Here is a 17,939-nt window from a genome sequence, read left to right as displayed (position 1 = left end):
AACTTGATAACGTGCAATAGTAACCTTACGCCTAACAGTAAAGATTTCTTGCAATTAAGGCCGGTATTATTTGCTCAATAAGGTTTGCAGAAGCAAAGAGTCTGGTATGATAGGGCATAATTTTAATTCGGCAATGCACAAATGCTCACTCCTAAATTGGCAATCTAGCAACTTGAATTTAGGAACGCTTTTGTCGCCAGCAGGACAAGCGCGACCCAGTCTTAATAACACTGGCTTAGAAGTATGGGTCAGCCAATACACAGAGTGAATCGGTTCAAACATGTTAGCTAATATTTTTACCAAAATTTTTGGTAGTCGTAATGATCGCACCATCAAAAACTTAAGAAAAACAGTCGCCTTAATCAATGCCTTAGAAGAGCAGTATACCAAATTAAGCGATGACGAATTAAAAGCCAAAACCGCTGAATTCAAACAGCGTGTTGAGCAGGGATTAAGTTTAGATGACTTATTACCAGAGGCGTTCGCTACGGTGCGAGAAGCATCTAAGCGCGTATTTGGAATGCGTCATTTCGATGTGCAAATGATAGGTGGTATGGTGTTGCACCAAGGTCGCATTTCAGAAATGAGAACGGGTGAAGGTAAAACATTAACTGCGACGCTACCTGCATATTTGAATGCACTCTCTGGTAAAGGCGTACACGTGATCACGGTGAATGATTATCTAGCGAAACGTGATGCTGAAACCAACCGCCCACTATTTGAATTTTTAGGGTTGACTGTTGGCTGTAACGTACCAGGTATGATGCCGCAACAGAAAAAGCAGGCTTACGGCGCCGATATTACTTATGGGACAAACAACGAGTTTGGCTTTGACTACCTGCGCGATAACATGGCATTTAGCGTTGAAGAGCGTGTTCAACGTCCTCTGAACTATGCTGTTGTGGATGAGGTGGATTCAATCCTTATCGATGAAGCGCGTACACCTCTTATTATTTCAGGCCCAGCTGAAGATAGCTCAGAATTATATGCTGAAATCAATAAAATCGTTCCTGAACTTGTGCAGCAAGAAAAAGAAGATGAAGAAGGCGTTGAAGGTGATGGCGACTTCACTATTGATGAGAAAGGCAAACAAGTTCATTTAACTGAACGTGGTCAAGTTAAGGTCGAAGAGCTACTTACTGAGCGTAATCTAATTGAAGAAGGTGATTCGCTCTATTCTGCTGGCAACATTTCTTTGTTAAGTCATGTTTATGCTGCGCTTCGCGCTCACAAACTGTACCAAAAAGATGTTGATTACGTTGTTAAAGACAACGAAGTTATCATCGTTGATGAACATACAGGTCGTACGATGGAAGGGCGTCGTTGGTCTGAAGGTTTACATCAGGCTGTTGAAGCAAAAGAAGGCGTTCGAATTCAAAATGAAAACCAAACGTTGGCTTCAATCACTTTCCAGAACTATTTCCGCCTTTACAACAAGCTTGCAGGTATGACAGGTACGGCGGATACGGAAGCATTTGAGTTCCAATCAATTTATGGTCTAGATACTGTTGTTATCCCAACCAATAAACCTATGGTGCGAGATGACCGTGCAGATTTAGTCTACTTAACTCAAGAAGAGAAGTTTGAAGCTATTCTTGAAGATATTCGAGGCTGCCAAGAACGTGGCCAACCTGTACTCGTTGGTACAGTATCAATCGAAAGTTCTGAATACCTTTCTCACTTCTTACGTAAAGAAAAAATCGAACACAACGTACTGAACGCTAAATTCCATGCGCAAGAAGCTGATATCATTGCAGATGCAGGTTTGCCAGGAAAAGTGACTATCGCAACGAATATGGCGGGTCGTGGTACTGATATTGTGCTTGGTGGTAGCTGGCAGTCGGATGTTGAAAAACTTGAAAATCCGTCTGAAGAGCAAATTGCCCAAATTAAACAGGAATGGAAAACTCGCCATGATGCTGTACTCGCGTCAGGTGGTTTGCACATCATTGGTACAGAACGCCATGAATCTCGTCGTATTGATAACCAGTTACGTGGTCGTGCTGGTCGTCAAGGTGATGCAGGTTCAAGCCGCTTCTACTTATCAATGGATGATGCGTTAATGCGTATTTTTGCTGGTGAACGCATGACTAACATGATGCGCAAACTAGGCATGCAACGTGGTGAGGCTATTGAGCATCCATGGGTGAACCGCGCTATTGAAAATGCACAGCGTAAAGTTGAAGCACGCAACTTTGATATTCGTAAACAACTACTTGAATATGATGATGTGGCAAACGATCAACGTAAAGTAGTTTATGAGCAGCGTAATGAGCTACTCGAAGAAGGTAATATCTCTGAAACTATCACCGCTATTCGTGAAGACGTATTGAATGCGACTATCGATCAATACATTCCACCACAGAGCCTAGCTGAAATGTGGGATGTTCCAGCGTTGGAAGAGCGTTTGAAAAACGATTTCCATGTTGAGCTTCCGATTGCGAAATGGCTTGAAGAGGATACCAAGCTTTACGAAGAAGTACTTCGTGAGCGCATTATTGAAGAAGTAGATAACGCCTACAAGCAAAAAGAGCAGATGGTGGGTGAGGATGTACTACGTCATTTCGAAAAAGCAGTGATGTTACAGAGTCTAGATCAGCACTGGAAAGATCACTTAGCGGCGATGGATCATCTGCGCCAAGGTATCCACTTACGTGGCTATGCGCAGAAAAATCCAAAGCAGGAATATAAGCGTGAATCGTTTGAGCTGTTCTCACAAATGCTTGAGAATTTGAAGATTGACGTTGTAGGTGTTCTGAGCAAAGTACAGGTTCGTGCAGAGGAAGATGTTGAGAAAGTTGAAGAGCAACATCGTAAGAGTGAGCAAGCACCACGCGAATATCAACACGAAGAAGTTGAGCGCGTAGGTGGTGAAGCACCACAGGGCGCTGTAGTGAGCGACCGCACTGAACCAAAAGTGGGCCGTAATGAGCCATGTCCTTGTCAGTCTGGCAAGAAATATAAGCAGTGTTGTGGCAAGCTAAAATAATTGAATAATCATTATTTAACTTTAAAAAAGCGACGAACAGTCGCTTTTTTTATGAGGAAAATCATGGAAAAAAAACGAGTAGAAGTTGCTGTTGGGGTAATTGAAAAAAACCAAAAAATCTTTGTTTGCTTGCGCAGCAAAGATCAACACCAAGGTGGGCTGTGGGAATTTCCTGGCGGTAAAGTTGAAGCTGAAGAAGACGTATTCTCTGCCTTAAAACGTGAGTTAAAAGAGGAAATCGGGATTGATATACACAGCTCTACTGAGTTGATGAGGGTAGAGCACGATTATCCTGATAAAGCGGTGTGCTTACATATTCATATAGTTACTGAGTTCGCAGGAGAAGCACATGGCGCTGAGGGGCAACCATCACAATGGGTAGCGATTTCGAACTTACACGAGTTAGACTTCCCAGCGGCAAATAAAGCCATTGTGGAACGGTTACAAGCGGCACAAAAAGAGTGACAAACTTTGTTACTAAATATCAAGCTTGAATGATAGTCATCCATATGGAGCATCAGTAGACTAGTGTATGGTCGTCATACGACGAAACTCTATCAGGGGAATTTACATGAAAAAATTATCATTGACCGCTGCAAGTGTTGCGCTTGCACTGGGGTTGATTGGTTGTAGCGAACAACCGCAAACACAACAACAAGTTGAGCAGCCTAAGACACAAGAAGTTATGCTAAGCTCGGGTATTGAACTTAGTAATATAGATAAATCAGTTCGTCCTCAAGACGACTTTTACTATCATGTGAATGGACATTGGCTCGAAAATACGATTATTCCAGCAGACAAATCCAACTATGGCTCATTCACGCAACTGTACGATGACTCCCAAAAGGCATTGCGCAAAGTACTCGAAGAAGCAGCCAATAATAGCACAGCAAAAGCGGGATCAGACGAGCAAAAGTTGGGTGCGTTTTATCAAAGTTATATGGATGAGGGTGCAAGAAATGAGCTGGGGCTAACGCCTATCAAGCCTTATCTTAGTGAGATCCAAGCGCTGAAAAGTAAGTCAGAACTGCCAACTATCTTTGCTAAAATGCGTTTAACTGGCGCACATACTCCTTTTGGTTGGTACGTAAATAATGATGCCAAAAACTCAAGTGAAAATGCCCTATACATGTTCCAGTCGGGTTTAGGCTTGCCAGATCGTGACTACTACCTAAAAGATGATGAAAAATTCACTAAGATCCGTGAGCAATATCAGCTATATATAGAGCAGCTCATGGCCAAAACTGGGCATAAAAACCCAGCGCTAGCCGCGTTAAATATTCTAGAGCTAGAGAAGCAAATTGCTGAAGCACAGTGGACGCGTGTAGAAAGTCGGGATGCAACCAAAACCTATAATAAATTAACCGTTGAAGCTTTTAACAAATCAATGCCAGATTTTGATGCCGCAGCATTTTTACGTGCATTAGGGATCAAAACGGACTCATTGATCGTCAGTCAACCGAGCTTTTTTGAGTCATTATCTAAAATAATTGCAAGTACCGATTTAGAGGTGTGGCAAGACTATTTTGCTTTCCACTTTACCAATGACTACGCAGAGCTATTAAGCAAAGATGTGGTTGATCTTAAGTTTGGTTTCTTTGGTAAGACGTTACGTGGCGTTGAAGCACAAGCACCAACATGGAAAAAAGCCGTTGATGCGAGTAACTCAGTACTTGGTGAAATGCTTGGGAAGATTTACGTTAAGTCTTACTTCCCACCTGAAGCTAAAGCACGAATGGAAGAGTTGGTAGCCAACCTGATCAAAGGTTTTGACCAAGCTATTGACGGCCTTGAGTGGATGAGTTCAGAAACCAAAGTCGCAGCAAAAGAGAAGCTCAATAAGTTTACCCCTAAGATTGGTTACCCAGACAAATGGAAAGACTACTCGGCACTAGACATTAGCCCTGATGACTTAGTAGGAAACTATGTTCGTTATAGTGAGTTTGCTAATCAGGAGATGATTGACAAGTTAGGCAAGCCTGTTGATCGTGGTGAATGGTTTATGACGCCACAAACGGTCAATGCTTACTATAACCCGGTAAACAACGAAATCGTATTCCCTGCGGCCATTTTACAACCGCCATTTTTTAATCTAGAAGCTGATGATGCTGTAAATTACGGCGCAATTGGTGCGGTTATCGGCCATGAGTTAGGTCATGGCTTTGATGACCAAGGCGCTAAATATGATGGCGATGGTAACCTTAGAAACTGGTGGAGTGAGTCTGACTTAGCTCAGTTTGAAACGCGTAGTCAAAAATTAGTTGAGCAATTCAATAGCTTTAAACCATTTGAGGATGCAGCGGTAAATGGCCAGCTGACGCTTGGTGAAAATATTGGTGATTTAGGTGGATTAACGGTAGCTTACAAAGCCTATCAGATTTCTTTAGCTGGCAACAAAGCGCCTGTTATTGATGGCTATACGGGTGAACAGCGGTTCTTTATGGGATGGTCACAGATCTGGCGCCGTAAATACCGTGATGAAGAGCTGCGTAATCGTCTAATGACAGATCCGCATTCGCCAAGTCACTACCGAGTCATTGGTGTATTACCAAATATGCCTGAATTTTATCAGGCGTTTGATGTGAAAGAAGGTGATAAGATGTACCTGAAGCCAGAAGACAGAGTAAAAATCTGGTAATTTCGCCCACGTCTATTATTGCGGGTTTACTCAGTGCAAAGAGTAAACCCGCTCTTCTCATTACGCTTTAACTTTCCAAATAACCTCAGTAGAACAACACCCTACCTACAAAAATAAGATTGCTTTTGTGACAAAAGCGAGTAGCTTACATTTGCTTAGCATAAAGAGATTAAAAAATAATGATAGCGCTGTCATTTTAACTTTTATATGATGTTTGGGAACAATAAGTGATTAAATGCTGTTCATATTGAATTGGACATGAAGACTGGGAGCAAAAGATGAAAATAAAAACGACTTTGCTTGGGGCGATGATTGCTGGGTGCGCGTTCTATACACAAGCATCATTGACTCAACAGCAACTCACGCAGTTTGCAACTGACACACATTTTGAATTTGCCGTAGAAAATAATTTCAGCAACGGAGCTGAGGGGTTCAGTGGCTCTATTACATTGACTAATAATTCAAAAGTGGATCTACCTAAAGGGCAAAGTGACTGGCAAATTTATATCCACTCTGTACGTCATATTGCAACCGAGTCTTCAAACGGATTACGATTTGAACATATTAATGGCGATCTTCACCGTATAACACCGACAGCATCATTTGCAGGATTAAAATCAGGCGAAAAACTACAGCTTTTATTCGATGGTAGTGCATGGGTTGCTGCATACAGTGATTTTATGCCGCGTGCTTTTATGGTGTCTGGTAGTAATAAACCAGTGATATTTGCTAACACAGATACTGAAGACATGACCCAGTTTGTTGCGCCATTTGAACGTGAAAACCAGCTTAAAAGATACAACACACCAACCGACTACACCAAAATAGCCACCGCTGAATTACGCTTTGAACGTAATCAGAGTAATGTTGACGTAGCAAAAGCTGATGCGCTTAAACGTATCATTCCCAAACCAGAATTTATTGATTTTAATCGCGGTGAGATTACCTTAAATAGCGATTGGCAAATCCGTTATGCTGGACGGCTAAAGTCTGAGGTTGAAGTCTTTCAAGAGGACTTGTCGGAATACGGCCTCAACCTAAAGGCTGAGCCAAATCATATCTCTGAAGGCAACTTACCAACTATTCGCCTGAAAGTTGCTAAAAGCTTAGGTCGAGACTATGACTACAAGAAAGCCGGCTCATACACCCTAGAAATAGACGACGATGTCATAGAAATTGTCGGAATTGATAACGCGGGTGTGTTTTATGGTATCCAAAGCTTGCTCGCGCTCTTTCCTGCTGGAAGCAAAAATGAAGTGACTTTGTCTCATGTGGAGATTAAAGACTCTCCTCGCTTCGACTGGCGCGGTATGCACTATGATAATGCTCGTAACTATCACGGTAAAGAGGCGCTATTTAAGTTAGTTGAGCAAATGGCACGCTATAAGCTGAACAAGTTCCACTGGCACTTTTCTGATGATGAAGGGTGGCGCTTAGAAATTCCAGATCTTCCTGAGCTGACTCAAGTTGGAGCGTATCGCTGTTTTGATCTAGAAGAGCGTGAGTGCTTACTAACGCAGTTGGGCACTGGTCCTTTTAAATCTGGAACGGGTAATGGTTACCTTTCTCGTGAAGATTTTGTAGAGTTACTTAAATTTGCCAAAGCACGTCATATTGAGATCATCCCGGAAATAGAAAGCCCAGGACATGCTCGGGCAGCTATTAAGTCTATGGAAGCACGCTACCATAAGTTAATGGCCGCAGGTAAACGTGATGAAGCAAAAGCTTATTTACTGACAGATATTGATGATAAATCTGAATATTTAACGGTACAGCTTTATAAAGACAACTCGATTAATGTGTGTTTAGACTCAAGCTACGCTTTTATGGAGAAAGTTGTATATGAGCTCCAAGATATGTACCGTGAAGCTGGAACTATCTTAAATACGGTGCACTTTGGTGGGGATGAAGTCGGTAAGGGGTCTTGGACACAGTCACCAGCTTGTGATGCGTTATTTGCAAAAGCAGATAATGGTGTTGCCGGGCCTAACGATCTTAAACCTTACTTCACTCAGCGAGTTGCAACATTACTTGCTAAAAGAGGGATAACACCGGGCGCATGGGAAGATGGCCTAATGTATAATACCACGACAACTTTCAAGCGTGATGAATTTCCGAATCCACAGTTTTTAGTAAATACATGGGATAATATTTGGGAGTGGGGGGTTGCAGATCGCGCTCATCGCTTTGCCAACAATAACTATCAAGTTATTTTATCTCATGGCACTCATTTGTACTTTGACCATCCGTATGAAGCACACCCGCAAGAACGTGGTTATTATTGGGCGACTCGCTACACCGATACTAAAAAATCTTTCTCTTACATGCCGGATAATGTTTATGCAAATGCTGACTTTACCCGAAACAGAGAGCCGATTGAAAACTTAGAAGCATTGGTTGGTCGAGCGCTACCACCGTTGAAAAAGCCACAAAATATAATTGGGATGCAAGGACAGATATGGAGTGAAACAATCCGTACTGAAGAGCAAGTGTTGCGCTTAATCTTCCCGCGTATACTCTCAGTCGCCGAGCGTGCATGGCATAAAGCCGATTGGGAAGGGCACAAAATAGATAAAGCGGAGTTAGACAAAGACTTTTCATTATTTGCAGCCGCACTATCACTGAAAGAAATTGCTAAATTGCAAAATGATGGGGTTAATCCAAACCTACCTGTACCAGGTGCCAAAGTGGTACTTGGAAAGCTGAAAGCTAACAGTGCATTTCCTTTTCTTCCTATCGAGGTGAGTTTGGATAATGGCGAGTCTTGGCAACGATATACTGGACAGATGAGTATTACTGATGAAAGTAAAGTGCTGCTCAGAACACGAATGGGTGACAAAAATGTCAGTCGCGTTACGGGGTTAAATTAATTCACTTTGAACCACTGCGCGCTATTTAGGTTGGCGCGCTGCTACAAACTCAATAAAAATATTCAATTAGAACAATTGAGTGTAAAATTTTTAGCGAGTCTATATGGATGTAGACTCGTAACGTTTGTAGCGCAGTGGGGAAATGTATAATGTGCTTTTAACAGCTTTAACGCACAGTTAAAGAAGCACAAAGGGTCAAGCGCAGCCTTCTACATACAAAAAGCTGGATGTAGCTGAGCGCCTTGCTCAAAATCTATCTGGAAATGAAACAGATTTTAACGTAAAGTTAAATGTCAGCGCTGTCATTTTTGTAAAAGAAAGACTGTAAAAGCAAAAATAAAAAGGCAAAAGCCAAACGAACAATAAACGATGAGTAATGTTTATGGAAGCTACCGTGTCGAATACAACAAAACGAAGTAATGCTATCCCAATGGCGATAGTCGCCGCCATGTTTTTTATTCTTGGCTTTGTGACTTGGCTCAACGGGTCTTTGATGCCATATTTGGAACAAGTGTTAAAACTTACTCCATTCCAATCTTCATTTATCCTTTTTTCTTTCTATATTGCGGTCACGTTTACTGCCGTGCCTTCAGCACTCGTTATCAGAAAGGTCGGCTATAAAAACGGTATGGCTATCGCCATTGCAATGATGATGTGTGCCGCGTTACTTTATATTCCAGCTGCAAAAACACAAATGTTTGCACTATTTTTATTTGCACAGTTCACCATGGGAATTGGGCAAACATTATTGCAAACTGCGGTAAACCCATATGTGGTTCGTATTGGCCCTGAAGAATCAGCTGCGGTGCGAGTGAGCATCATGGGTATTTTGAACAAAGGAGCAGGTGTGGTTGCACCATTGGTGTTTACAGCCTTAGTGTTAAGTAATTTTACGGATATGGCAGGTAAAGACTTAACTCAGGCCGACATCGACGCGATGGCGAATGGCTTAGTAGGCCCTTATCTTGGTTTAGCCGTTTTTATTGGCATATTTGCTTTAGGTATCAAGTTTGCGCCACTGCCAGAGCTTGAGAAGGAAGGTGAGGAAGAGCATGGTTCAGTAAGAGAAGCATTACAGCACCCGAACCTAAAACTTGGCGTCATTGCGCTGTTTTTATACGTTGCGGTTGAGGTAATTGCAGGAGACACGATTGGCTCGTTCGCACTAGCGCTTGGAGTTGAGAAGTATAGCGTCATGACTTCTTATACCATGGCATGTATGGTTGCAGGTTACATATTAGGTATTTTATTAATCCCAAGAGTGATCTCTCAAGAAAAGGCTCTAACCGCTTCTGCTATTCTTGGTGTATTACTGACACTGGCAATTTCATTTGGTAGCCCCGACTCGTTCATTATCTCAAACCTATTTGGTTTGTCAGCGTTACCTGATATTCTATTAATGGTTGCAATACTCGGCTTGGCTAATGCTATCATGTGGCCTGCAATTTGGCCTCTCGCATTATCTGGACTTGGCAAGCTAACCAGTGTAGGCTCAGGGTTATTGGTTATGGGAATTGCCGGTGGTGCATTTGGCCCTGTATTCTTAGGCTTAGCTAAAGGTACGTCAGGTACAGTAGAGTCGCAGCAAATAGCGCACCTTGTAATGCTGCCTTGTTACTTATTTATTATTTTCTATGCTGTGAAGGGCCATAAGCTCAGAAAGAAGGCGTAGCAAAATAACGTAAAGCATTTCTATGTATGTAGAAATAATCCCGTGTGTGATGCCACCTGAATAAGGTGGCATTTTTATTTCTATACCTATCTATCAGACCATGTGGTTATACCAATAGACTTACTACTTGCTTAATTTGAAGGAGTAAATCTGACGCTAACCGCGTTAAAAATTTCTTATTTAGAATAACTGAATAACCTGAGCTTTGGATAATTAATACCTTTCTAGCAGCCAGCTCTAGCGCTAACTGTGTTGAATTTACTTCCAATAGCCGGCTATTGGCACGTATATTCGCCTTGCCTACAGAGTGTAGGTACCTTAGAGAGAGCGGGACGCGGTAGCGGAGTTATCGACAAGATTCTGTCGCTTCAAAGTAGGCCACTTAATTAAGATAATTGGATATCTATGTTTTTTAAAGTGTGAAAGCAGTGTGGTCGGCAAGCTAAAGCCAATCGTTTTTTCAAATCAGCCAGATAATTTAGTCAACAGCAGCAAATGGCGTAAAAAACGGTTTGATTAGAATGAATTAAGCACTAATAAGGTAAGAATTACTATGATGTAAGAAAGAATGGGGCGACTGATGGGGCTCGAACCCACGACAACCGGAATCACAATCCAGGGCTCTACCAACTGAGCTACAGCCGCCACAAAAAGAATTGAACACCTCGTTTGGTGTGGCGCGCATAATACATAAGTTTTTAAAAAAAGCAAAGCGAAATATGCAAAAAAACGGAGAAAAAGATTTTTTTGCATAAAAATTCTGCATACAGCAAATATTCATATATCCTATGTATGATCCGGACGATCTAATAATATTTCTAATTGACCAGACTCACATGAGGCTTAGATAAGAAGTAATCTAACTCATTGCTCGCTGTGATGACTATCATCGATGGCTCCGTTTTTGCGTGGAGCTGACGCTGCTGTATTTATAGCGCTTCAGTGGGGGGGTAAAATTTGTTCTAGACAAGAAGGGGTTGACGCAGTTAGCGTCAAACCATCAGAGCAACAAGTATTCAGTCGATACAAACTACTACTGCGTAACACAAATAACAAGAGGAATGGGGATGGAAGCTATCTGGAATTGGGTTAACGAAAACTCAGACTTAATCTTGCACTACGCACTTCAAGGTGTGATTGCGCTAATTATCTTTTTTATTGGTTTGAAGCTTGCCAAACTCAGTGCGAAGCTCACAATCAAAGCATTTAGTAAACGCAATGTCGACAAAGCGGTTGGCTCTTTTGTTGCTAACATAGCATATGCAATAGTATTTGCTGCAACACTTCTGATGGCGCTGTCTCAAGTCGGCATAGAAACCACTTCATTTATCGCAATTTTGGGTGCCGCAGGTCTTGCTGTGGGCCTTGCACTACAAGGCTCTTTATCTAATTTTGCATCAGGCGTGTTGATCATCATGCTACGCCCTTTCAAGTCTGGTGACTATATTGAAGCAGGCGGTAAGGCCGGTAGTGTACAAAAGATAGAGATCTTTTCGACAGAGTTACGTACACCAGATAACAAAGTAATTGTGATGCCAAACTCGTCGATTATGTCTGGTGCCATTGTTAACTACTCGCGTGAAAAAACGCGTCGCATTGATTTGGTGATAGGGGTTGGTTACGATGCCGACCTTAGAGAAGCAAAAGCAGTATTAAAATCCGTACTCGACAACGAACCAAGGATCCTAAAAGAGCCGGCGTACACTGTTGCAGTTCTAGAACTGGCAGATTCAAGCGTTAACTTTGTGGTGAGACCTTGGGTTGAAACGCAAGAGTACTGGCCAACTTATTCCACCCTAGTAGAAAATATAAAAATTGCACTAGACGACGCGAATATCACGATTCCATTCCCGCAAATGGATGTTCACCTACACAAAGATCAGTAAAAAGGTTAGTTTGAAATGAAAGTAAAGGTTTTAACCTGTTGTATTCTTATGGCTGTTAGCATAACAGCAGCGGCAGAAGGAAAAGCGAAAAAGCCAAAGAAAGTTTGGGATGTAACAAGTGAGGTAGGTGCGATCATAACCAGTGGTAATACTGAAACAACCACACTAAAAGGTGGCATAAAAGCAAAGCATAACCTCACAAATTGGCATAATGAATACAAGCTGGATGGCTTCTATAAAGAAGACACACGCGAAAATGATGCCGGTGAAGATATCACATCACGTACTAACGAAAAGTATTCGGCTTCGGTACAAGGTAACTACAAGTTAAATGAAGATCACAGTCATTTATTTGTATTTGGCTCTTACGTATCTGACTACTTTGGCGCGTATCGCAGTGAAGCTGTGGCTTCTGTGGGTTATGGCCAGCGTTTATTTGAAAATGATGATATGTACTTAAATGCTGAAATTGGTCCTGGTGTTAAGCGTTTTGAGCACCAAGATGATAGTAAAGAGCTAGGCGATAATGGCGAGCTATTAGCTGGTACATCTGAGAGTGAGTTTATCGGTGTTGGTAAACTAGACTATCAATGGCAAATTTCTGACAACGCGCGTTTTACTCAGCTGATCGCGATAGAATACGGTGACACAAACACCAAAACAACGTCAGAGACCGCACTATTAACTAAAATCAACGGCTCGCTGCAGATGAAAGTGGCTTATAACATTATTCATAACTCTGACGTAGCAGACGAAAAAGAAAATACAGACACTGAAACCTCACTTACGTTGGTTTACAGTTTCTAACAAGTATCTTGCCAAAGGGTACCTCAGTGCCCTTTTAATTCTTTTAAACTTCGGTAGAATGCTCAAAGTTTAACAAAAATCCATAATGGAAGAGATTTCAGTGAAGTTCTTCAGAATATTATTTCTCTCAGTATTTATACTTATCTCGCATCAAACCGTTGCGATTACACCGAGTAAACAGCAAATTGAGCAGTTTAAAAAGCTTCCAAAAGCGCAGCAGGAAGCGCTTGCGAAACGTTACGGTATAGATTTGAACACCTTAGACGGGAATACTAAAGGTGATAAAAAAGATGAGGAGAAAGATTCCTCAATTCGACCTCGTGATCAAAAAAATTTGCTGGAGGAAGAGACAGAGGAAGACAAGTACAAGCCAAAATTAGAAGAGTTAAAACCTTTTGGTTATGAGCTTTTTGCAGGAGAGCCAACGACCTTCATACCATCAGAATTGGCAGCGATACCTGACACTTATTTGTTAGGTATAGGTGATATGGTGAAGATCAATCTGTATGGTAAAACCAATGAAGAGCATGAAGTCCAAATTGACAGAGAAGGTCGCCTCGCTATCCCAAATTTAAGTCCTATCCATGTGATTGGACTGTCATTCAAAGAGCTAAAAGCACTGATCTCAAAAAAAATCGCAGAAGAAATGATTGGAGTACAAGCCTTTGTTTCTATGGGTGAGCTAAACCCTATGCGTATCATGGTTGTTGGTGAAGCATACAAACCAGGTAGCTATACGGTATCTCCTCTTGCCACTGTGACGCATGCGTTGTTTGTGTCTGGTGGGGTGAGTGATAATGGCTCATTAAGAAAAATTCAAGTAAAAAGAGCTGGCGAGCTTGTTACTACTTTTGACCTATATGACTTATTATTGTTTGGCGACAGCTCAGATGATGTTGTACTAAAACCTGGTGATGTTGTATTTATTCCACCGGCTGCGAAAAAGATCAAAGTTAAAGGTGAAGTAAATCGCCAAGCTATTTTTGAGCTTAAAGATTCCGACTCACTTGACAGTGTCTTAGCAATGTCTGGCGGTTTTAAAGCGAATGCAAATAAATCAAAAGTGGTAGTTTCACGGTACAACGGTGATGGTAAACGCATTACGCTTAACTATAATTTTACTCAGAATACCAGTTACAAGCCGCAAAATGGTGATGAGATTTCCGTAAATGCGGCTTCCACACGGTTTCAAAATACCGTCACTGTAGTGGGTGCTGTAACGAGTCCAGGACACTATGAGTGGCACCAAGGTAAGACATTAAAAGACGTATTTAGCGCACCACGTGAAGACTTACTATCGATAGCAGACTTTGGTTATTCACTTATCATCCGTGAAGTAAACTTCAAAGGTGACATCGACATCTTACAGTTTTCATTACAAGATATTTTTGATGGTAAATCCGGTGACATTGCACTGTCTTCCAACGACACGATTGTTGTTTTTAGCCGTTATCAATTGAAAGAAGAAGAAGAGCAGCTATTAGACGATTTAGCTTACAATAAAGAGCAATTGAAGCTGCGTGAAAATGTCAAACTGTGGGAGCAATTTGAGCGTGACGAGTTCTTAAAGTACATTGGATTGAAAGACGATGAGCTTTTTGAATTAGAAGAGGAAGAAGTCAAACTCATCACCAGCATAGGGGCTCTTTTCGAAGAGCCGGAAGAAATTGAAGAAGATGACTATGCAGTATTTAGCCGTCAAAAACTTCTTGCGCCTATAGTTGCTAAGTTACAAAGGCAAGCAACGCCAACTGAGCCTGCAAAGTTATTTGCTGTTAATGGGCAAGTTAAATTCCCAGGCGTTTATCCTCTAGCTAAGCAAGCGAACTTCCAAAAAGCAGTACAGGCAGCCGGTGGCTTTCTTGAGGCAGCATACCTTGAGCAAGTTGAGTTGACCCGCGTTATATATAATGATGGTAAACAAGTTGAGCATATTCAATTTAACGGCTTAGATGAACTAACAAGCCCCACGCACGCACTAACGAGTAAAGATACAGTCAATATCTTCCCGAGACCAAATTGGCAGGATAGATTGCAAGTAAAAGTTGTGGGTGAGGTCAGGTTTCCTGGTATTTATACCATCAAGCGCGGAGAGACGCTGGAAAGCCTACTTACCAGAGTTGGAGGACTTAGTGAGTTTGCCCATAAGGATGCGGCAATTTTCACTCGTGAATCAATTAAGCGTAAAGAAACCTCGCAAATTCAACGCCTAACGCAAGAGCTTAGACGCGATATCATTACGAATACCTTCCAAAAAAGTGCGACAGCAAATACTTCGATGCCTTATGAAGATATGGATAAAATTTTACGTGATTTATCTAAGGTTGAAGCATTGGGGCGTCTTGTTATTGATTTAGATAAACGCGCGACAAAAACGATTCAACTAGAAGATGGCGATGCGCTGTATATTCCAGCGATGCAAGATTCAGTGAGTGTTATCGGAGAGGTCAATCTTGCCGCGACACACTTATTCGATGCGGGTAAATCGGTTGACGACTACATTAAAGCCAGCGGTGGTCTAAAACAGAAGGCTGACGATGAGCGCATTTACATTATAAAAGCTAATGGGTCGGTTGTTCTACCAGGTTCAGGTTCATGGTTTGCGGTGAGCAATTACGCAAACCAACTAGCTCCAGGTGATACCATCGTCGTGCCACTAGACGCGCAGCATATGGATCAACTGACTCTCTGGAGTACTGCGACTCAAATATTGTCACAAATTGGTCTTGCAGCGGCATCGCTGGCAACATTGAATAAAGACTAATACGTCATAAAAATCTAACACAAAAAGGGTACGGGAAACTTGGGTTTCCCGTATTTACGTTTTATGCAGAAACTAAAAAAGCACATCATCAATGTAATTGAACTTACCCGAGGAGCTGTGCAGCCTTTTTTTGTTGCTTTGCCGACGTTAAGTCGACTTTACTATTTACTGTTTGACCGCGCATTTGGCTACGAGCAGCAGGCGATACTAAAAGCAAAGATCCAATATCAAAAGCATCAAGGGATCCAAAAAAGCGCCAGTGCATTACTCAGGCGTAACATTCATAGGCTGGAAAAGGGGTTGATTATGCGGCCTCGAAAACCAGTATTTGCTCTGGACTATATTGCCGAAACTGTGTCTGTGTATCAGCGGGCTACACAAGTTGATAATCTAGAACAGACGGATCTAAAGTGGGCTCATTCGGTGCTCAAACAGTACTTTGATGTTTGTGATACCAGTCACCCTATTGTTAAAAGTAGTTATCTTACTTTTCTGACTATTGAGTTTGAAGGTGATTGTAGCGCCACACCTTATTCAAGTAGTCAGCGAGTAAAGCATGATGTTTCTTACGAGCAGCTCAAAGCGCTTGCTACATCAAGGCGCTCCGTTAGGTGGTTTGAGCAAAAAACCGTAGATAGATCACTGCTAATTGATGCTTTGACTATCGCAACCCAAGCACCCAGTGCATGTAATCGTCAAGCTTATGAATTTATGTGGATTGATGATGAGCAGATAAAGCAAAAAGCAGCCACTTTACCAGGTGGCACAGCTGGCTTCGCAACTCAAATCCCTTGCTTATTAGCGGTAGTGGGGGATTTATCAGCGTACCCTTTTGAACGAGATCGTCATGTAATTTATATCGATGCGTCGTTGGCCAGTATGCAGTTTATGCTAGCATGCGAAACGCTCGGATTATCGACGTGTGCGTTAAATTGGCCTGAATTACATAAATTAGACGAGCGAGCTGCGCGCTTACTTAATTTACCCCAGCATAAGCGTATTGTAATGTTTATTGCCGTCGGATACGCCTTAGCTGATGGTGGCATTCCATTTTCTAACAAAAAATCAGCAGAAGTGCTACTAACACGTGTGGAACCAAAAGAGTGATTAATATAGAAGTAAAAGGGGTTCAGTTTTCCAATAAAGGTGCTGAACTAATGCTGTTGTCTGTGTTAGAGCAGCTAGATAAAGAAATAGGTGAGTACAATCTAGTATTGTCTCCAGGTCCAAACCTTCCCTACAAACAAAGAGCTAGATTAGGGGCGTTGCAAAAGCTTAGTTTTCGGAGGGGACCCTTCGACTTAACGGGGTTATTCGGCAAATTACCGCAATTTGCTAAACGCCTACTTAAACGTTATGGCATTGTAACAGAGGCAGATGTCGATATTATTTTGAACGCCAGTGGTTTTTCGTATGGCGATCAATGGCCATTAAATGATTTGAAAAATGCAGCAAAGGAAGCTGTACGATTCAAACAAGTAGGTAAGCCTTATATTGTGTTACCGCAAGCACTTGGTCCGTTTAACAAAGTAGAGCATGCAAAAGCGGCTCGAAAATTGATAAACTCAGCGACAAAAGTATATGCCAGAGATAAAGCATCCTATCAGGCATGTGCCGCGCTTAATGAAGTTGGCACGTTACATCAAAGCCCTGATTTTACGGCGCTAATAGAACCAAGTATTATTGAACCATTTACGACAAAGACGGTCTGTTTTATTCCAAATAATAAAGTGATTTCTAAATATCACCATGAAACAGCACAAACTGGCAGCGAAGCATATATTGCATTTTGGCGTTATCAAGCCGAGTTTTTTAAACAGCATGAATTCGATATTTTGCTCCTAAACCATGAAGGTGCTGAAGATAAGCATTTGTGTGAACAGATAGCTGAAGTTATAGGGGAAAGTGTTGAAATCGCCGATGGTTTGGGTGCAGTTGAAATCAAAGCGCTGTTAGGGCGCTGCCAGGCTGTGGTTAGTAGTCGCTTTCATGGTTGTGTCAGTGCGCTATCACAAGGTGTTCCTTGCTTGGCTACCAGTTGGAGCCATAAATACGAAATGCTCTTTGAAGAGTATGGCTTAGCAGATAATATTTTGGATTACCTAGCGAAGCCTGAGCAAGTAAATAAGCAGCTAACGCAATTTATCAATAACCTAGATAGCCAGAAACAAGCCGGTTACGGGCATGCGACGAAGGTAAAACAAGAAAATCGAGCAATGTGGCAAGCCGTAATTGCTGAAATTAATGGGTGTCAGCCAAAATAAGCTGATAAAATAGACCGCGTATAGAAACAAGTTGGGTGCCAAATACTTT

The 17,939-nt window shown here is 41.9% G+C and carries 10 protein-coding genes and 1 tRNA gene; 10 read left to right on the top strand and 1 reads right to left on the bottom strand.

Features of this window, described 5'->3' with window-relative positions; genetic code table 11:
* Positions 1–280 precede the first annotated feature (280 nt).
* The 5 genes from secA to D9603_RS09310 all read left to right on the top strand — a co-directional run bounded on the left by secA (position 281) and on the right by D9603_RS09310 (position 10,169).
* On the top strand, positions 281–2,989 hold the full coding sequence (secA, locus tag D9603_RS09335) for a preprotein translocase subunit SecA (RefSeq protein WP_125251073.1): 2,709 nt from the start codon (positions 281–283) through the stop codon (positions 2,987–2,989).
* 63 nt (positions 2,990–3,052) lie between these two features.
* Positions 3,053–3,454: an 8-oxo-dGTP diphosphatase MutT gene (gene mutT / locus D9603_RS09330; RefSeq protein WP_128731095.1), complete on the top strand. Its 402-nt coding sequence runs from the start codon at positions 3,053–3,055 to the stop codon at positions 3,452–3,454.
* A gap of 106 nt (positions 3,455–3,560) precedes the next feature.
* Positions 3,561–5,627, top strand: a complete 2,067-nt coding sequence (locus tag D9603_RS09325; protein WP_128731094.1) for a M13 family metallopeptidase — start codon at positions 3,561–3,563, stop codon at positions 5,625–5,627.
* 278 nt (positions 5,628–5,905) lie between these two features.
* Positions 5,906–8,497: a family 20 glycosylhydrolase gene (locus D9603_RS09320; protein WP_128731093.1), complete on the top strand. Its 2,592-nt coding sequence runs from the start codon at positions 5,906–5,908 to the stop codon at positions 8,495–8,497.
* Positions 8,498–8,945: 448 nt separating this feature from the next.
* Positions 8,946–10,169 carry a sugar MFS transporter gene (locus D9603_RS09310; protein WP_128731127.1) on the top strand — a complete coding sequence of 408 codons (1,224 nt, stop codon included), beginning with the start codon at positions 8,946–8,948 and terminating at the stop codon, positions 10,167–10,169.
* 569 nt (positions 10,170–10,738) lie between these two features.
* Here D9603_RS09310 and D9603_RS09305 read toward each other — a convergent pair.
* A tRNA-His gene (locus D9603_RS09305) sits at positions 10,739–10,814 on the bottom strand.
* Positions 10,815–11,236: 422 nt separating this feature from the next.
* On the opposite strand from D9603_RS09305, the gene D9603_RS09300 reads away from it, so the two are divergent.
* From D9603_RS09300 to D9603_RS09280, 5 genes are all read left to right on the top strand, one after another.
* The gene (locus D9603_RS09300; protein WP_128731092.1) at positions 11,237–12,055 is read left to right on the top strand and encodes a mechanosensitive ion channel domain-containing protein; all 819 of its coding nucleotides are present in this window, start codon (positions 11,237–11,239) and stop codon (positions 12,053–12,055) included.
* A gap of 15 nt (positions 12,056–12,070) precedes the next feature.
* Entirely contained in the window at positions 12,071–12,862 is a 792-nt protein-coding gene (locus tag D9603_RS09295; RefSeq protein ID WP_128731091.1) for a DUF481 domain-containing protein, read from the top strand.
* A gap of 85 nt (positions 12,863–12,947) precedes the next feature.
* Complete coding sequence (locus D9603_RS09290; protein ID WP_128731090.1) at positions 12,948–15,626, top strand: SLBB domain-containing protein; 2,679 nt, start codon at positions 12,948–12,950, stop codon at positions 15,624–15,626.
* Positions 15,627–15,689: 63 nt separating this feature from the next.
* Complete coding sequence (locus tag D9603_RS09285) at positions 15,690–16,733, top strand: nitroreductase family protein (RefSeq protein ID WP_128731089.1); 1,044 nt, start codon at positions 15,690–15,692, stop codon at positions 16,731–16,733.
* Complete coding sequence (locus tag D9603_RS09280) at positions 16,730–17,890, top strand: polysaccharide pyruvyl transferase family protein (RefSeq protein ID WP_128731088.1); 1,161 nt, start codon at positions 16,730–16,732, stop codon at positions 17,888–17,890. The genes D9603_RS09285 and D9603_RS09280 overlap by 4 nt, the downstream gene beginning before the upstream one ends.
* Positions 17,891–17,939: the final 49 nt, after the last annotated feature.

It is taken from the genome of Pseudoalteromonas sp. PS5 (genome assembly GCF_004103255.1).
In the GTDB taxonomy this organism is placed as follows: Bacteria; Pseudomonadota; Gammaproteobacteria; order Enterobacterales; family Alteromonadaceae; genus Pseudoalteromonas; species Pseudoalteromonas peptidolytica.
Note: the sequence above shows the minus strand (reverse complement) of the source record. Positions and strands in the feature narration are given on the sequence as shown.